The organism is Frondihabitans sp. Leaf304, assembly GCF_001423105.1.
Classification (GTDB): domain Bacteria; phylum Actinomycetota; class Actinomycetes; order Actinomycetales; family Microbacteriaceae; genus Frondihabitans.
The window spans coordinates 612,518-626,983 of sequence record NZ_LMNV01000003.1; the positions used below are offsets into that span (position 1 = coordinate 612,518).

Annotated in this window: 13 protein-coding genes, 1 tRNA gene and 1 pseudogene; 6 read left to right on the forward strand and 9 right to left on the reverse strand. The window is 64.2% G+C overall.

Going from position 1 to position 14,466, the window contains the following annotated elements; translation table 11 throughout:
* Nucleotides 1-12: 12 nt before the first annotated feature.
* A complete protein-coding gene (locus tag ASF54_RS13190; RefSeq protein ID WP_084816268.1) occupies nucleotides 13-666 on the reverse strand; it encodes a TetR/AcrR family transcriptional regulator in 654 nt (217 codons plus the stop codon).
* 33 nt (nucleotides 667-699) lie between these two features.
* On the opposite strand from ASF54_RS13190, the gene ASF54_RS13195 reads away from it, so the two are divergent.
* Nucleotides 700-1,749: a DMT family transporter gene (locus ASF54_RS13195; protein WP_084816269.1), complete on the forward strand. Its 1,050-nt coding sequence runs from the start codon at nucleotides 700-702 to the stop codon at nucleotides 1,747-1,749.
* Here ASF54_RS13195 and ASF54_RS13200 read toward each other — a convergent pair.
* Entirely contained in the window at nucleotides 1,673-2,614 is a 942-nt protein-coding gene (locus ASF54_RS13200) for a LysR family transcriptional regulator (protein ID WP_055963766.1), read from the reverse strand. The two genes, ASF54_RS13195 and ASF54_RS13200, sit on opposite strands and share 77 nt — an antisense overlap.
* A 124-nt stretch (nucleotides 2,615-2,738) precedes the next feature.
* Between ASF54_RS13200 and ASF54_RS13205 the strand changes: the two genes are divergently transcribed.
* Both ASF54_RS13205 and ASF54_RS13210 read left to right on the forward strand, forming a co-directional pair.
* A complete protein-coding gene (locus tag ASF54_RS13205) occupies nucleotides 2,739-3,731 on the forward strand; it encodes a DUF1852 domain-containing protein (RefSeq protein WP_055963768.1) in 993 nt (330 codons plus the stop codon).
* 20 nt (nucleotides 3,732-3,751) lie between these two features.
* Entirely contained in the window at nucleotides 3,752-4,789 is a 1,038-nt protein-coding gene (locus tag ASF54_RS13210) for a methionine synthase (protein WP_055964107.1), read from the forward strand.
* Nucleotides 4,790-4,896: 107 nt separating this feature from the next.
* Here ASF54_RS13210 and ASF54_RS13215 read toward each other — a convergent pair whose 3' ends face one another.
* On the reverse strand, nucleotides 4,897-5,820 hold the full coding sequence (locus ASF54_RS13215; protein WP_055963771.1) for a hypothetical protein: 924 nt from the start codon (nucleotides 5,818-5,820) through the stop codon (nucleotides 4,897-4,899).
* The gene (locus tag ASF54_RS16490) at nucleotides 5,820-6,845 is read right to left on the reverse strand and encodes a hypothetical protein (RefSeq protein ID WP_157510185.1); all 1,026 of its coding nucleotides are present in this window, start codon (nucleotides 6,843-6,845) and stop codon (nucleotides 5,820-5,822) included. Before ASF54_RS16490 ends, ASF54_RS13215 begins: the two co-directional genes overlap by 1 nt.
* Before the next feature lie 480 nt (nucleotides 6,846-7,325).
* Between ASF54_RS16490 and ASF54_RS16495 the strand changes: the two genes are divergently transcribed.
* Entirely contained in the window at nucleotides 7,326-7,799 is a 474-nt protein-coding gene (locus ASF54_RS16495; RefSeq protein ID WP_157510186.1) for a hypothetical protein, read from the forward strand.
* 694 nt (nucleotides 7,800-8,493) lie between these two features.
* Nucleotides 8,494-9,474, forward strand: a complete 981-nt coding sequence (locus tag ASF54_RS13235) for a hypothetical protein (RefSeq protein WP_055963781.1) — start codon at nucleotides 8,494-8,496, stop codon at nucleotides 9,472-9,474.
* 129 nt (nucleotides 9,475-9,603) lie between these two features.
* Here the strand turns inward: ASF54_RS13235 and ASF54_RS13240 are convergent.
* The 4 genes from ASF54_RS13240 to ASF54_RS13255 form a co-directional block, all read right to left on the reverse strand.
* Nucleotides 9,604-9,675 (reverse strand) — tRNA-Arg (locus ASF54_RS13240).
* Nucleotides 9,676-9,919: 244 nt separating this feature from the next.
* Nucleotides 9,920-10,417, reverse strand: a complete 498-nt coding sequence (locus tag ASF54_RS13245) for an HNH endonuclease (RefSeq protein ID WP_055963784.1) — start codon at nucleotides 10,415-10,417, stop codon at nucleotides 9,920-9,922.
* A gap of 489 nt (nucleotides 10,418-10,906) precedes the next feature.
* Nucleotides 10,907-11,857: a C40 family peptidase gene (locus ASF54_RS13250; RefSeq protein WP_055963786.1), complete on the reverse strand. Its 951-nt coding sequence runs from the start codon at nucleotides 11,855-11,857 to the stop codon at nucleotides 10,907-10,909.
* 241 nt (nucleotides 11,858-12,098) lie between these two features.
* Nucleotides 12,099-12,791, reverse strand: coding sequence for a metal-dependent transcriptional regulator (locus ASF54_RS13255; RefSeq protein ID WP_055963787.1), 693 nt, complete (start codon nucleotides 12,789-12,791; stop codon nucleotides 12,099-12,101).
* Nucleotides 12,792-12,912: 121 nt separating this feature from the next.
* On the opposite strand from ASF54_RS13255, the gene serC reads away from it, so the two are divergent.
* On the forward strand, nucleotides 12,913-14,049 hold the full coding sequence (gene serC, locus ASF54_RS13260; RefSeq protein ID WP_055963790.1) for a phosphoserine transaminase: 1,137 nt from the start codon (nucleotides 12,913-12,915) through the stop codon (nucleotides 14,047-14,049).
* 174 nt (nucleotides 14,050-14,223) lie between these two features.
* Here the strand turns inward: serC and ASF54_RS13265 are convergent.
* Nucleotides 14,224-14,466 (reverse strand): annotated as a pseudogene (locus tag ASF54_RS13265) (hypothetical protein); the annotation flags it as partial.

Consider the following 14,466-nt stretch of genomic DNA (forward strand, 5'->3'; position numbering starts at 1 on the left):
AGACCGACAACCTCAGGATCCGGCGGTCCGCCCCCGCAGAATGCCCTCCGCCGCGGCCCGTGCGACGGCGAACGGCTCGGCGAAGGTCTCCATGCCGACCGTGACGAGGGCCCCCTCGTACAGCAGCATGAGCAGCCGCGCCGTGTCGTCCGGGTCGGTGACCCGGGCGGCACGGCAGAGCTCGGCGAAGACATCGAGCATCCAGACCTTCTGCCCGGAGACCTCGGGGAACACCGGGTGGCCGTCATGGCCGTCACCGATCTCGGCGCGGGCATTGATCGCACTGCACCCCTTCGGGCTGTTGTCGCTCATCCACGAGTTCGATGCATCGAAGACCGCGAGTACCTGGTCGACGCCGGGCTCGGGCACCTGAGCGAGGTTCGCGGCCACATGGTCGCGCCACCTCGCGTCGCGGTGCTGGAGATACGAGACGACCAGCGCCTCCTTCGAGCCGAAGCGGTCGTAGAGGGTCTTCTTCGTCACCCCCGCCTCGCTCGCGATCGTGTCGACGCCGATGGCGTGGATGCCGTGGTCGTAGAACAGGCGCGACGCCGCTTCGAGCACGCGGCGAGCGCCGGGGGTCAGCGCCGGGAGGTCGCGAGCGGTGAGGAGCCTGTCGAGAGGACTGCGAGAGCCCTCGTCGACGGCGGTGGCGGATGATGGCATGCCCAAAGTCTACCGACCTGTATAGTCGGCGGCATGAGTAAACAGATCGGTGTACTTCGCGTCGGTGCCCTTCGTGTCGGAGTCACCGCACTGGCCTCGGCGGCGTTCGTCGCCTCGTGGAGCTCGGGCTTCATCATCGCCAAGGTGGCCACCGTCAACGTCGGCTTGACGACCCTGCTCGTCTGGCGATTCGCGCCACTGGCCGTCGTGCTCCTCGTGGTGACGGTCGCAGCCGGGGGCTTTCGAGGCGTCACCCGCTCCGATCTACGACACCAGGCCACAATCGGCCTGTTCGCCCTGTTCGGCTATTGCGTGTTCGTGTACGCCTCCGTCGGCGCCGGAATCGCGACGGGCACGACCGCGCTGATCGACGCCATTCAGCCCCTGGTCGTCGCCACGCTCGTCGGCCCGCTGCTCGGGCTTCGAGTGCGCGGTGCGCAGTGGCTCGGTCTCGCGGTCGGCGCCATCGGCGTGGCCACGGTCGTCGGCTCGCAGCTCGGCGGGTCGTCTGCGCCGCCCATCGCGTACGGGCTCCCCGCGCTCGCCATGCTGTGTCTGGTCGCCGGCACGTTCGTCGAGCGCCGGTCAGAATCCCGCCTCCCCGTCGTGACCACTCTGACGATCCACGTCGCGGTGACGGCCGCAGCCCTGATCGTCTTGGCAGCAGTGACCGGCACGTTGGCTCCGCCGGCGAGCTCGACGTTCTGGCTCGCCGTGGCGCTTTCGGCGATCGTGCCGACCCTGATCGCGTACGGCCTCTACTGGTGGCTGCTTCGCCGAGTGGGCATCACGGCCCTGAACGCCCTGCTGTTCCTCGTGGCGCCGACCACCGCCCTCGCCGGCAACCTACTGCTGGCCGAGCCGCTGACCGGCCTGACACTGGTCGGCTTCGTGCCATGTGCCGCGGGAGTGGCGCTCGTGCTGGCCAGCGAGGCCCGGGCAGCCCGCGCGGCTCGGGCAATGCAGGCGGCGCGGCCGGATCCTCGGCCCCGTCGCACTGCGCTGATCAGCCGAGCAGCTCCACGCCGAAGCCCGCGACGACCGCCCTCACTTCGGCGAGGTAACGCTGCGCCTGCTCGGTGAGGGGTATCGCCGAGTGGCCGATCCAGCCGATCTCGATGCGTTCGTCGACGTCGAGCGGCACGGCCACGATCTCGGGGTCGAGGTCGTCGCTGACGATGCCCGTCGAGATCGTGTAGCCGTTGAGGCCGATCATGAGGTTGAAGATCGTCGCGCGATCCGAGACCCGGATCTCGCGCTTGCTCGACAGGGTGGAGAGGATCTCCTCGGCGAAATAGAAGGAGTTGTTCGCGCCCTGATCGAAGGTGAGCCGTGGCAGGTCGGCGAGGTCGTCGAGGGTGGCACGCTCTCGGGAGGCCAGCGGGTTCTTGCGGGAGATGAAGATGTGTGGCTCGGCGACGAAGAGGGGGTGGAAGACGAGCCCGGAGTCGCGGAGCAGCTTGTCGATGACGTTCCGGTTGAAGTCGTTTCGGTAGAGGATGCCCAACTCGCTGCGCAGCGTACGGACGTCTTCGATGATGTCCCAGGTGCGGGTCTCTCGAAGCGAGAATTCGTACTCCGCCGCCTCGGTCTCTTTGACCATCCGCACGAACGCGTCGACCGCGAACGAGTAGTGCTGCGTCGATACCCCGAGCAGGCGTCGCGACGGCGGCCGTCCGAGGTAGCGCTGCTCGAGAAGCGCCACCTGCTCGACGACCTGCCGCGCGTACCCGAGAAACTCGGCACCGTCGGTGGTCAGCGTGACTCCGCGAGCCGAGCGGAGGAGCAGCGAGCGGCCCACCCGGGTCTCGAGGTCTTTCATCGCCGCCGACATCGTTGGCTGTGCGACGTAGAGCACATCGGCGGCCGCCGTGATCGATTCCTCCGCGGCGACCTCGATGAAGTAGAGAAGCTGCTGCAGCGTGATTCCGCTCGTCCGTCGGGCCATAGCGAGAGCCTATAGGTAGGCATAGCAGCGCCGAATTACCTGATACCCGCGCCGAAGCACCACGATGGCTGTACCGACATTCACCAGGCCCTTCCCGGCCGATCAGCTACCGGATTGGCCGCTCATGGCGAACGACTTCACGTTCAACATCACCACCACCCGATTTGACGAGAACTACGCGCCGTCCGAGACCTCGCGGGCCACCACGAACTTCGCGAACCTGGCCCGGGGCGAGCACCGTCAGCAGAACCTCCGCAACGCTCTGACGATGATCGACCGGCGGTTCAACAGCCTCGCGCACTGGGACAACCCCGGCGGCGACCGGTACACCGTCGAGCTCGACATCGTCACCGCCGAGCTGCAGTTCAGCGCGGGCGGCGAAGACCGGGTGTTCCCGCTTCTCGAGGTGCTCGACATCCACATGGTCGACAAGCAGACCGGCGTGCGCCATCAGGGCATCGTCGGCAACAACTTCTCGTCGTACGTGCGCGACTTTGACTTCAGCGTGCTCCTGCCCGAAGTCAACCGCGACGCGACCGAATTCACTGTGCCCGACGACTTCGGCGCCCTCCACGGCAAGCTCTTCCAGCACTTCCTCGACTCCGCCGTCTATCAGGAGCGCTTCCCGATGACGCCGGTGATCTGCATCAGCGTCTCGACCAGCAAGACGTACAGCCGCACCTCGAACAACCACCCGATCCTCGGCGTCGAATACCGCCAAGACGACTACTCGATGACCGACACGTACTTCGGGCGGATGGGCTTGCAGGTGCGGTACTTCATGCCGCCGGGTGCCGTGGCGCCGCTCGCGTTCTACCACCGCGGCGACCTGCTGAACGACTACACCAGCCTGCAGCTCATCGGCACGATCAGCACCATGGAGACGTTCCAGAAGATCTATCGGCCCGAGATCTACAACGCCAACTCCGCCGCCGCCGGCGTCTACCGACCGACCCTCGAGCAGCACGACTTCTCGCGCACCGAGATCTCGTACGACCGCACGGAGCGCAACCAGCTCGCAATCACACAGGGCAAGTTCACGGAGGAGCACTTCGTGAAGCCGCACCGAGAGGTGCTCGAGCGCTGGGCCGCCAACTACCCCGTTCCTACTCGATGACCGCCGGAGGATCCTCGTCCATGAACACTCTTCTGCCCACCTCGCCCGTCGGCAGCCTGCCGAAGCCGTCCTGGCTCGCCGAGCCGGGCTCTCTCTGGTCGCCCTGGAAGCTCGAGGGCGAGGCGCTGGTCGAGGGCAAGACAGATGCTCTCCGCATCTCGGTCCAGGAGCAGAGCCGTCTCGGCATCGACATCATCAGCGATGGGGAGCAGACCCGCCAGCACTTCGTCACGACATTCATCGAGCACCTCACCGGAGTCGACTTCGAGAACCGCGAGACCGTGAGGATCCGAGACCGGTACGACGCGAGCGTCCCGACCGTTGTCGGTGACGTGAGCCGCGAACATCCCGTGTTCGTCGACGACGCGAAGTTCCTCCGGCAGCAGACCGATCAGCCGATCAAGTGGGCTCTGCCCGGCCCGATGACCATGATCGACACCCTCTCCGACCGTCACTACAAGAGTCGCGAGAAGCTGGCGTGGGAGTTCGCCACGATCCTCAACCAGGAGGCCCGCGAGCTCGAGGCCGCCGGCGTCGACATCATCCAGTTCGACGAGCCCGCCTTCAACGTCTTCCACGACGAGGTGCAGGACTGGGGCGTGGCCACGCTCGAGCGGGCGACCGAGGGACTCCGTGCCGAGACGGTCGTGCACATCTGTTACGGCTACGGCATCAAGGCGAACAACGACTGGAAGGCGACCCTCGGCGAGGAGTGGCGGCAGTACGAGAAGTCGTTCCCCCTGCTGCAGCAGTCCAGCATCGACACGATCTCGCTCGAATCGCACCACTCGCATGTTCCGGTCGACCTCGTCGAGCTCCTGCGCGGCAAGAAGGTCATGCTCGGGGCCATCGACGTGGCGAGCGACACCGTCGAGACCCCGGAGGAGGTCGCCGACACCCTTCGCACCGCGCTCCAGTACGTCGATGCCGACAAGCTCATCCCCAGCACCAACTGCGGCATGGCGCCGATGACTCGGGGCGTCGCGCTCGGCAAGCTGGCCGCGCTCAAGGCGGGGGCTGACATCGTTCGTGCGGAGCTGGTTGCGGCGCGGTCTTAGGGGCACAATTTCTGGCGAAGCGCACCTGGGGAAAGCTTTGACCGTAGCGCCCACCGGCATACTTCTTAGCGAGGTCGGGGCCCTCCCCCGCTCGGCGAGCGGCGGAACTATGCTTTGTCGGAATCGTCGTTCGGGGACTTGAAAGTAGTGATGTCTGAACTCGTCGTGTGAGGAGTAGACAGCCGCACACCCATATCCTCGGGTGACGGTTCAGGTCTCGGCTCAGGGGGTACATACGCTTCGTTCACCCATCCCCACCGTTGGCAGGTGCCACCGGAGAGGCGGTACGAACCGCAGTCCTCACAACGTGCAGGCGAACCTCTTTGGTGCCGGAGGATGCTGACCGTGAAGACCGAGATGAGATGCGAAACGTTCGCTACGGCAATTTCGGCATCGATAAGAGATGCGTGGGTTGCGTGAGTCAGCCAATTGACGTGCTGCCACGTTTCCTTCCCGGCGACCTTCAGGTAGGTGCGTAGGCGAGAGTTCGAGGAACCCGGGGCAATGTAGTCCGCGAACAGCCCAAGCCACGCGTTGTCTGCGTCCTTTGGCCGCTCAGTCCCGTCGGGTAGAAGATCGTCGTCTGCCACCATTTTGAGCATGGACACGTACGCCTCACGGAGCCGCATTCCGACAGCCTGAAAATCCTCTGCTTCTCGTGCGGTCTTTAACGTCTCTACCGCGTCCTCCCACTTGCGCCACGGCTCAGTGAATGCGTCTGCGAGTTCAGGCGCAATGGGTACGTCGTCACGGGAAAGGATACGAGCAACCATCCCTACATGGAACGTGAGAACGACATCCGCACTCTTGAAGTCCTTCTGGGAGTAAAAGTTCATGAGCGGGGTGAGAACCCACCAATTGCCCTGATTGGTGATGCAGTTCCACAACTCGTAGCGGTGCCCCGCGATGTTCTCAGCGCTAATTTTCTCCACGTGCTGCACGGACAGTTTGCGCTGTGTCGACTTCCCGAGTTGCGCCTCAAGGTATTCAGTGACTTCTTCTTTCTCCTTGCCAGAGGTAGCAAGTGCCATTAAAAGGGCGTTTCGTCGTCGTACGTAGACGTGCGCCAAGCGTCGCTTTGCACCTGAGCCGCTTGTGCCTGCGCGTGCCGCGCCACCTCCTCGGCTTTCTCTGCAGCGGCAGCCTCCGCTTGACGCTTATCCCGCGCCCTCAGAATATTTCGCGGTTCCTCGTTTGAGAGCCTGACCATGAGGGCAGCAGCGACGTGGACGGCGAGCCACGCGTCACTCTTTGATGCGTCACCTTCTCGATGGTGATGAGCATTCCCCCTCTCAGAGCGATCACTATTCGTCCAATCCACGATGGGCTTGAGAAGGTGACGGTCATAGGCGGTGATGACCCCTGCCTTCTGCGCGTTGTCGAGTTGGTTGGAGATGCTGTTGCCCTGAACATCAAGCGAGCGAAAGAACTCTTGGACTGAGGAGGCAGCATCTGTAATGGCAACATCCGGCTTATTCTCCGCAAGCCTCGTGATGGCAGCTTGAAAACCCGCTGAAGCAGACAGAAACTTTGGGTCCGCGTCGAGAAGAACGGACGCAGGCTTGACCACTTCCGCGTAGAGAACAGAGTTTCCTCGCGGGGTGAAGTGCCCTTCGTCGAAGTGCCACTCAACCCGAGCCGCGAGCAAGAAGTCGTTGACCATCGAAATGAAGTGGGGGTCGTACTGAGGCGGGACATTGTTGTGCCAACCGTCGTCAGTAGGAGCTTCATCGCGGACACGGAGGTCTTCGAACGAGTAGAGGACAGCCGCAAGGACATCCAAGCGTTCCTCAGCGCCTCCCTCGCCTTTCAAGACATCCGCCGCAGAGACCTCCACGGGGCTTCCGTCATTGGCTACGCTCCGGTGTTGGTCAGCCGCCTCGAATACGTCCCAACGCTTATTGGTCATGTGCGGCAGTAACGCCGTAACCTTGCGTCCAAGCTCGACCGGACAGTCGTCGCGCCACACGACACCCGTCAGCGCCTCCGTCTCAGCTAACAGCCGCCGCCGCCGAAGTTCCGAAGGGAGGGGCGCGAACCGGTTGTCGGTACTCATCCCCTCAGAGTAGGGCGTGCTCAACCTGCGGAAGCCGTTTCTGTAGCCACTGCTGTGACGTGACCTGTCTTGCTGATGCTGACCTTAGAGAGCTCAACAAAGCGGGACACACACCACAGAGCATTACCTCTCGCCACGGCTTTAGAAGCTCATCTTCCGAGTCGAGGACGTGAAGAGTAAGCAAGCGGACGCTGTACCTCGTGGCAACGATCACGATGTGCAACGCGGAGCGCTCAGGAAAGGCTCCGAATACGCTTGCTCCTACGTCCTTTACGCCCGCTCCGCTGGAGCCCTAAGTCAGGCGTCCTGAATCTTGAGTCGTAGCAAACTAGCGGGCGCGTCATCAGCAGCCGGTGCTTCCAACCTTGGTTTGTCCTGCGCCGGGCCTCGGGTGCGAGAACCAGTGTCTGTAGCCTGTGGGACGATGCATTCTTAGCTTCCAAAGCGTCGCCTTTATGGAAATGATTAGGAGTCGTACAAGTGCCTGAGCCTTCACAGCTCGTCGAGATAATCGACGCAAGGGGCACCGCCAGCTTTCGGGTACTCAACCGAGAGGGCACAGATACTTCCGCCAACCGACTAAGGCTCGCAGGTGCTGAACTGCACTTGACCGGAAGTGACGAGATAGTCCGAATCGCTGGTGCGGCTCTTCGCTTGAACGTCGACACTCGACGGTTCCTCTTTTGTGACCACAGGGCACGGCTCCTTGAGGAGGATGAACAGGAGGAATACTCGCAACTTCTCCGTGAGGCGGTGCAGACGGACCTGCGAGCGGTCGGTTTCCTCATGAGCCACACGCTTCGTGGCCTCTACGTCTGCGGCGTGGACCTGTACTCGCGGGAATTGGGCGCTTCAACAGTCGAAGTTGGCGGGATCGTTAGAACGAACAAGCCTGAGGCCCTGGCCGACTTCCTTACTTCAGCCCTGCATCGTTGGGCATGGCCGCTGGCATGACTCGACTGAAAAGCGTGACCGCCGGAGCCTTAAGAATTGGCTTCGCCCTCGTACTTACACTGCTCATCGACCCATTCTGGCAAGGCGCATTCGCATTTCTTGATCCTCGCAGACCACCGAGCGGTGCCCTCCTGCCATCAGCAGTCGTCGGCACCGCGGTAGCCGGTGTCGTCAGCGCTGTGGTTGTGGCTCTTGGCTCAGAGTTTCTCACCTTTCACACAACCCTTGAGATCCTCTGGAAGGACGTATCCACAAGCCGGGTCCTGCCGGGTCAGGTTCTCGACATAGCGCTGCCAGAGCATCACACTCAGCCCCTTGGTGCCGTGTTCGACCTACAAGTTCAGCAAAACTGCTCCTCGTGGTTGCAACGCCGACTGGTGAACGCACTCCTAAGACACAATTTGCAACTGCTAGTGACGATTCCACAACCTGAAATCAGCGCGATTGTGATGACTCCCGTGACAGACGTGCGTCGCGACGGAAAAAGCCTTGTCTTCCCGCTCAGCTACTTGCCCTCGTTAGGGGAATGGGCGTGGGTCACTGTGGGGCTGACCACCGGCGCGCTTCCCGCATCGTGGCGCGTAGATGTGGAAGTCTCATTTAGGAGTCAGGGCCATTTCACCCATCTTCTCCGATGGTTCTGTCTTTCGGGTCACTCCAGCATTCGTTCAATTCAAGTTAACAGGAGTCAGTAATGCCGAACCTCGTCAGTGGAATCTTCAAGGTTCAGCCCCTCCTCGTCACAGCCGACGTCACGCTGTCGCAGCTCGCGACTCTCATGGAACAAAGTCCGCCTCGACTCGAGTCCTTTACGCCAGGTTGGGGCGGTCCGGATGACTCACTACATTTCCTCGGCAGGACGGCAACCGAGCCGGCCGTTACGAAGCCTGTAATTGTACGGAGCTTCAGGGACTACCCGGATACCCTCCTGTCGCGTCTCTACTGGTACGAATCGGACCCTCGTGCCAAGTACTACGTCGATGGCGATCTCACACTGGAGCAGCGCCGGGCGCTGCATGCCTGTGACGTGCTCATTGCGCCCGATGGCCTTGGCGGGTGGACCGTTCTCGTAACAACGAGAACTAAGGCCACGCTGAACCGGTTCGTCCTGCCGGCTCTGCGCTCGGTCTTTAGCTCTGCCGATGGCGCCTCACTACTCCAGGCCGACACGTCAAGACTCGCCCTTGGCAACGCCGACTTTTTCCTCTGGCTCGTCTACCGGTCGATGGGTGACCCTTCCTTGAGCGAGCATGTGAGAGTCGAGCGAGTGCATCAAGTAAACACGCAGACCGCTGGGACGCTCCACGGGGCCGTTTTCCGGTACGGCATCGATCCTGATCGCCACGATGTTAATGCCACGCTTGCGAGCAACCGTGCAGTCCTGGGACCGGCGAAGCTGCTGCTTCGCGATGACGAACTTGGACTCACCGTCGATTTCGAGCTCTTCGAAGACGGCGGATTTGGCATTAAGACCAGTGAGACGTCCTACGACGACGAAGCCCTCGACGCCGACTTGCGCCTGAACGCGGTTTTGGACCTCGCGTTTCACGTCACGCCCACCCTCCGCAACTTCTACGAGTCGGAGGAGGACTGGATGGCGGTCAAACGGGACGCGTTCAGAGCCGCTCGATGGCAACGACTCATCGACGGCCAGCAGGCCGAGCTAGCAGACTAGACCGACTCACTCTGCCTCGAAGAGGGCAGAGCCGAGGCCGCAAACCGTCAGGTTAGAGCACTGCGTGGGGTTTACGCGGGACACGGCAGCCCATCGAGCGCTGACCGCTGTTGATCTGTGCAAACTGGGTGCCCCTGGAGGGACTCGAACCCCCAACCCTTTCCTTAGGACGGAACTGCTCTTCCATTGAGCTACAGAGGCTGACGACACCAGCCTAACCGACCTCGGATCCTGAGTTCCTGCCCGCCCGCCGCGCGCCCGAACCCTCGCAGTCGGCCTCCGAGGTGGTCCTAGGCGGAGTTTCCCTTCCGACCGCGAGGGTTTAGCCACCTGCACCCCCGCGCGGCCGAATCATCCGACCGCACGGTGGGTCGCGAGACCCCTAGGGGGTGCGAGTCACACTCAGCGCCGTCGCACCCCCGCGAGCAAGCCGCGACCCCGCAACCTAAGCAGCAACCGCCAGATACTCGTCCCACACCGCTTGCGGCTGCTCGACCCCGCGCACGACCCATCCGACCCCGTGCGGCGCCTTCGGCTGCCAGCGCAGCGACCAGCCCATCTCGAGCGGCGTGCGGTTGCTCTTGAGGTTGTTGCAGCGGAGGCAGCAGGCGACGAGGTTCTCCCATGAGTCTTGCCCACCGCGCGACCGGGGCTGCACGTGGTCGATCGTGGTCGCGGTCTTGCCGCAGTACGCGCAGTGGTGTGAATCTCGCCGCAACACTCCGCGGCGCGACACGGGGATCTGCCGGGTGTGCGGCAACCGCACATACCGGGTCAAGACGATCACCGACGGGCGATCGAAGGTGAATGTCGCTCCGAGCACCGGGTGTTCCGCGTCGGCCGCCAGCACGGTGGCTTTCTGGCTCATGACGAGCACGAGTGCTCTGCGGAACGACACGACGGCGAGGGGCTCGTAGCCGGCATTGAGGACGAGAGTGCGCATTGCTTCCCTTTCGAAACGGCCTGGACGGCTTCCAGGCATTCGATGCAGACAGCTCGGGGCTTACCGGTCGGGAGACGAAAAAAGCACCGTCGAAAGACGATGCTTCACACGCGGGCGCTGGGGCGCACACCGAAATGGTGCACGTTCCGGCGGGTGGTCCGTATGGCACGGGTCAGCAACGCACCCATGGTGCGGGAGGCTGCTGATCGTGACACGGGGATCTCCGTAACGGCTCGTCGAACTGCGTGCGCTCAGATTACGTCACGACGCCCGCGAGACCTAGACCCGCCAGCAATGCTTAACACGGAGTTCACGACCCCAAAACCCAAGGATCCGCTCCGCCGCCTCACCCCCGTCCCGCTCGTCGCCCCCGCGTCGCTCCCCCGCGCCCGACTGCAGGTGCACCAGCCCCCACAAACAGCAGCCCCCGCAAACAGCAAGCCCCGCTCCACACGGGAGCGGGGCCAGCGGTAGCAGCAGAGGTGCGGCCTACTTGATGCCGAGGCGCACGAAATGCACGTCGCTCGTCCAGAGCGGGCGGACGCTGACTGCGCCGCCGGGCTTGGGAGCGTCGAGAATCATGCCGTTGCCGGCGTAGAACCCGTCGTGCGAGCCGTCGTTGAGCACGACGATGTCGCCGGGCTCGGCGTCGGCCTGCGAGATGATCGTGCCGGCAGCGGACTGCGCGGGCACCGAGTGGGCCAGCGAGATGCCGTACTGCGCGTACACGTACATGACGAAGCCGGAGCAGTCGAAGCCGGACGGGGTCGCCCCACCGAAGACGTAGGGCGTGCCGACGTACTGCAAGGCCGTCTGGTAGACGGCCGCGAGGCTGAAGGCGGGGTGGGCGGGCGACGCGAGGTAGTCGGCGGCCGTCTTTCCCGTGTACGCGGTGCTGGCGGCGAAGGAGGCACGCTCGGCGGTGGCTGCAGTGGCCTGCGTGTCGGTCAGGGTCGACGCGGTCGACGTGGTCGCGGTCTGAACAACCGGTGCGGCGACGACGGGTGCGGTGGCCGTATAGCTGTCGCGGCTGGTGCTGGCGGCGGTCACGCCGGAGGCGACCGTGGCCGACTGCGACCCTGTGGCGAGCTCGGAGCTCAAAGCCGAGGTCGAAGCGTCGACAGACGAACCGGCGACCGGGCTGGCGGTCTGGGCGAAGGCCGGAATGGCCATGGTGCCCATGAGTCCGGCAACGAGAGTGAGGGCGCCGACCGAAACGACTCCGCGCTTGACCGATCCAGCCTTGAAGGAGCGACCTGCAGCACGGTTCCGCGCGGCTGCCTCATCGGCGGCGCGAGCGGCGCGACGTGTCGTGGGTGCGACGGCGGCGGTGCTCGTGACGGTGTCGATGGGACCGGTGCGGATCGGGTCGGTGCGGGGGGTCGACCGACGCGTGGCGACCGAGGTCGTTTGGGTGGTCGTAGTGATGCCAGTGCTCAAGAGGGGGGCTCTCCTGCGTCTCGACGCTGTTCCGGGCAAAGCGGTGGCTACCCGGGTCAGACGACCCATCCGTTCGTTGGATCAACGACTAGCGGCAAGAGATGGGGATCGAGACGTCTTGCCACGGGTCCGGCAACCGGCTTCCTGGTTGTTTGGACTTGGCGAGCGTACCCGAGTACGACCCCGGTGTCATCCTGAAGGAGGACTTTTGTAACGAAAAGGTAAACGAACGGGGCGAAAGTCAGGCGCTGAGGTAGATGTGCGCCGCGACGTCGTTAGCCAGCTCGAGCGCCTCGTCGTACCCCTCCACGTGCACGCGAACGTACGATCCCGCCTGAGAGATGGTCGCCGTCTTGCCGGGCTGTACCCCACTGTCGTGCAGCTGCTGCAAGAACTCCGGCTCGAACTGGACCGGCTCGGCAAGGCGCCGAATCGTTCCTGACTTTCCGCTGGGATTCTGCGCCGCCACGTCGACGATCGAGATCACGCCGTCCATGAACCGGCCCGCGGGCGAGTCGCCGAGCTCGTCGAGCCCCGGGATCGGGTTGCCGTACGGCGACTCGGTCGGGTGGTCGAGCATCTCGAGCAGGCGGCGCTCGACCTGCTCGCTCATCACGTGCTCCCAGCGGCAGGCCTCGTCGTGCACGAAGGCCCAGTCGAGACCGATGACGTCGGCGAGCAGGCGCTCGGCGAGGCGGTGCTTGCGGATCACGTGCGTGGCCTTGGTGCGCCCCTGCGTGGTCAGTTCGAGGTGGCGGTCGCCGGTGACGACGACCAGGCCGTCGCGCTCCATGCGGGCAACGGTCTGCGAGACCGTCGGGCCGGAGTGGCCGAGTCGCTCCGAGATCCGCGCGCGAAGGGGAACGATGTTCTCCTCTTCGAGATCGAGGATCGTCCGAAGGTACATCTCTGTGGTGTCGACAAGATCAGTCAACGGTGCCTCCCCGATAACGCAATTTTCACCAAGACTACTGCTCGCACCTTATGGGCCGGATCACCTGGGCGTCCTCTGATGGTGAACTTCCCGTGTAGCGGCCCTGGATACGATCGAGCGCATGGCCGACACCCACACCCCCTCCGACATCACGATCCCCCGCGACCTTCTCCCGACCGACGGTCGCTTCGGTTGCGGCCCCTCGAAGATCCGCGGCGCTCAGCTCGAGCACCTCGTGACGGCGGGCTCCACCATCCTCGGCACGTCGCACCGGCAGGCGCCGGTCAAAGACCTGGTGGGCAGGATCCGGGCCGACCTCTCTACGCTCTTCGCCCTTCCCGACGGCTACGAGGTGGTCCTCGGCGACGGTGGCTCGACCGCGTTCTGGGATGCCGCGTCGTTCGGCCTCATCGAGAAGCGCGCCGAGAATCTCTCCTTCGGCGAGTTCGGCTCGAAGTTCGCCAAGGCGGCCGGCGCCCCCTGGCTCGACGCGCCCCGGGTCATCACCGCGCCGGGCGGCTCGCGCGCCGAGGTCGAGGTCGAGGCGGGCGTCGATGTCTATGCGTGGCCGCACAACGAGACCTCGACCGGCGTCATGGCCCCCGTGAAGCGCGTGCACGGCGACCCGGGCGCCCTTACCGTGATCGACGCCACCAGCGCGGCCGGTGGAGCGGCCTGCGACGCCGCCGAGGCCGACGTCTACTACTTCGCCCCCCAGAAGAACTTCGCCTCCGACGGCGGCCTCTGGTTCGCGCTCATGTCACCCGTCGCCATCGAACGCGTCGAGCGCATCGCCGCGTCCGACCGTTACATCCCCGAGTTCCTCAGCCTGAAGAACGCGGTCGACAACTCGCGGCTGAACCAGACGCTCAACACGCCCGCCCTGACGACGCTCCTTCTTCTCGAAGACCAGACCCGGTGGATCCTCGACAATGGTGGCCTCTCGTGGGCCGACGCCCGCACGAAGGAGTCGTCGGGAGCCCTCTACGACTGGGCCACCACGTCCGACTACGCGACGCCGTTCGTCGTCGACCCCGAGCACCGCTCGCAGGTCGTCGCGACGATCGACTTCGACGACTCGATCGACGCGGCCCTCGTCGCGAAGGTGCTCCGCGCCAACGGCATCGTCGACACCGAGCCGTATCGCAAGCTCGGCCGCAACCAGCTCCGCGTCGCCACCTTCACGGCGATCGAGCCCGATGACGTCCGCCAGCTCATCCGGTCCATCGAGTTCGTGGTCGCCGCCCTCGCTGCCTGAAGCCGCACCCCCTCCGAATTTGAAGGAGAAACGCCTACCTCGGGCCCAAAACTCAAGGATCCGACGGCTCACTCCCACAAATCTCCTTCGAATTCGGTAGCGCTCCACGTCGAATGCACGAAAACCGCCCCTCGGCCGAAGCTGGGGGGCGGTTTTCATACTCTCGATCAGCGTCTAGGAGCGCGCGACGTCGTCATCCTCGTCGTCGCCGTCCGACCCGTCGAGGCCGGCGGCCTCGGCTGCCTCCTCGACGTCGACGCCGTCGAACTCACGGCGGAGGCCGTCGCGGGCCTTGCGGGGCGAGTTCTCGTCGTAGTCGTCGTCATCATCGTCAGAGTCGTCATCGTCAGAGTCGTCCGACTCATCGTCATCGTCGTCGTCCGAGTCGTCTTCGTCCGACTCATCGTCGTCGTCGTC

What these genes read in the sequence shown, in the direction of transcription:
- ASF54_RS13190 (WP_084816268.1), bottom strand. Translation starts at nt 666, where the DNA reads ATGCCATCATCCGCCACCGCCGTCGACGAGGGCTCTCGCAGTCCTCTC.
- ASF54_RS13195 (WP_084816269.1), top strand. Translation starts at nt 700, where the DNA reads ATGAGTAAACAGATCGGTGTACTTCGCGTCGGTGCCCTTCGTGTCGGA.
- ASF54_RS13200 (WP_055963766.1), bottom strand. Translation starts at nt 2,614, where the DNA reads ATGGCCCGACGGACGAGCGGAATCACGCTGCAGCAGCTTCTCTACTTC.
- ASF54_RS13205 (WP_055963768.1), top strand. Translation starts at nt 2,739, where the DNA reads ATGGCGAACGACTTCACGTTCAACATCACCACCACCCGATTTGACGAG.
- ASF54_RS13210 (WP_055964107.1), top strand. Translation starts at nt 3,752, where the DNA reads ATGAACACTCTTCTGCCCACCTCGCCCGTCGGCAGCCTGCCGAAGCCG.
- ASF54_RS13215 (WP_055963771.1), bottom strand. Translation starts at nt 5,820, where the DNA reads ATGGCACTTGCTACCTCTGGCAAGGAGAAAGAAGAAGTCACTGAATAC.
- ASF54_RS16490 (WP_157510185.1), bottom strand. Translation starts at nt 6,845, where the DNA reads ATGAGTACCGACAACCGGTTCGCGCCCCTCCCTTCGGAACTTCGGCGG.
- ASF54_RS13235 (WP_055963781.1), top strand. Translation starts at nt 8,494, where the DNA reads ATGCCGAACCTCGTCAGTGGAATCTTCAAGGTTCAGCCCCTCCTCGTC.
- ASF54_RS13245 (WP_055963784.1), bottom strand. Translation starts at nt 10,417, where the DNA reads ATGCGCACTCTCGTCCTCAATGCCGGCTACGAGCCCCTCGCCGTCGTG.
- serC (WP_055963790.1), top strand. Translation starts at nt 12,913, where the DNA reads ATGGCCGACACCCACACCCCCTCCGACATCACGATCCCCCGCGACCTT.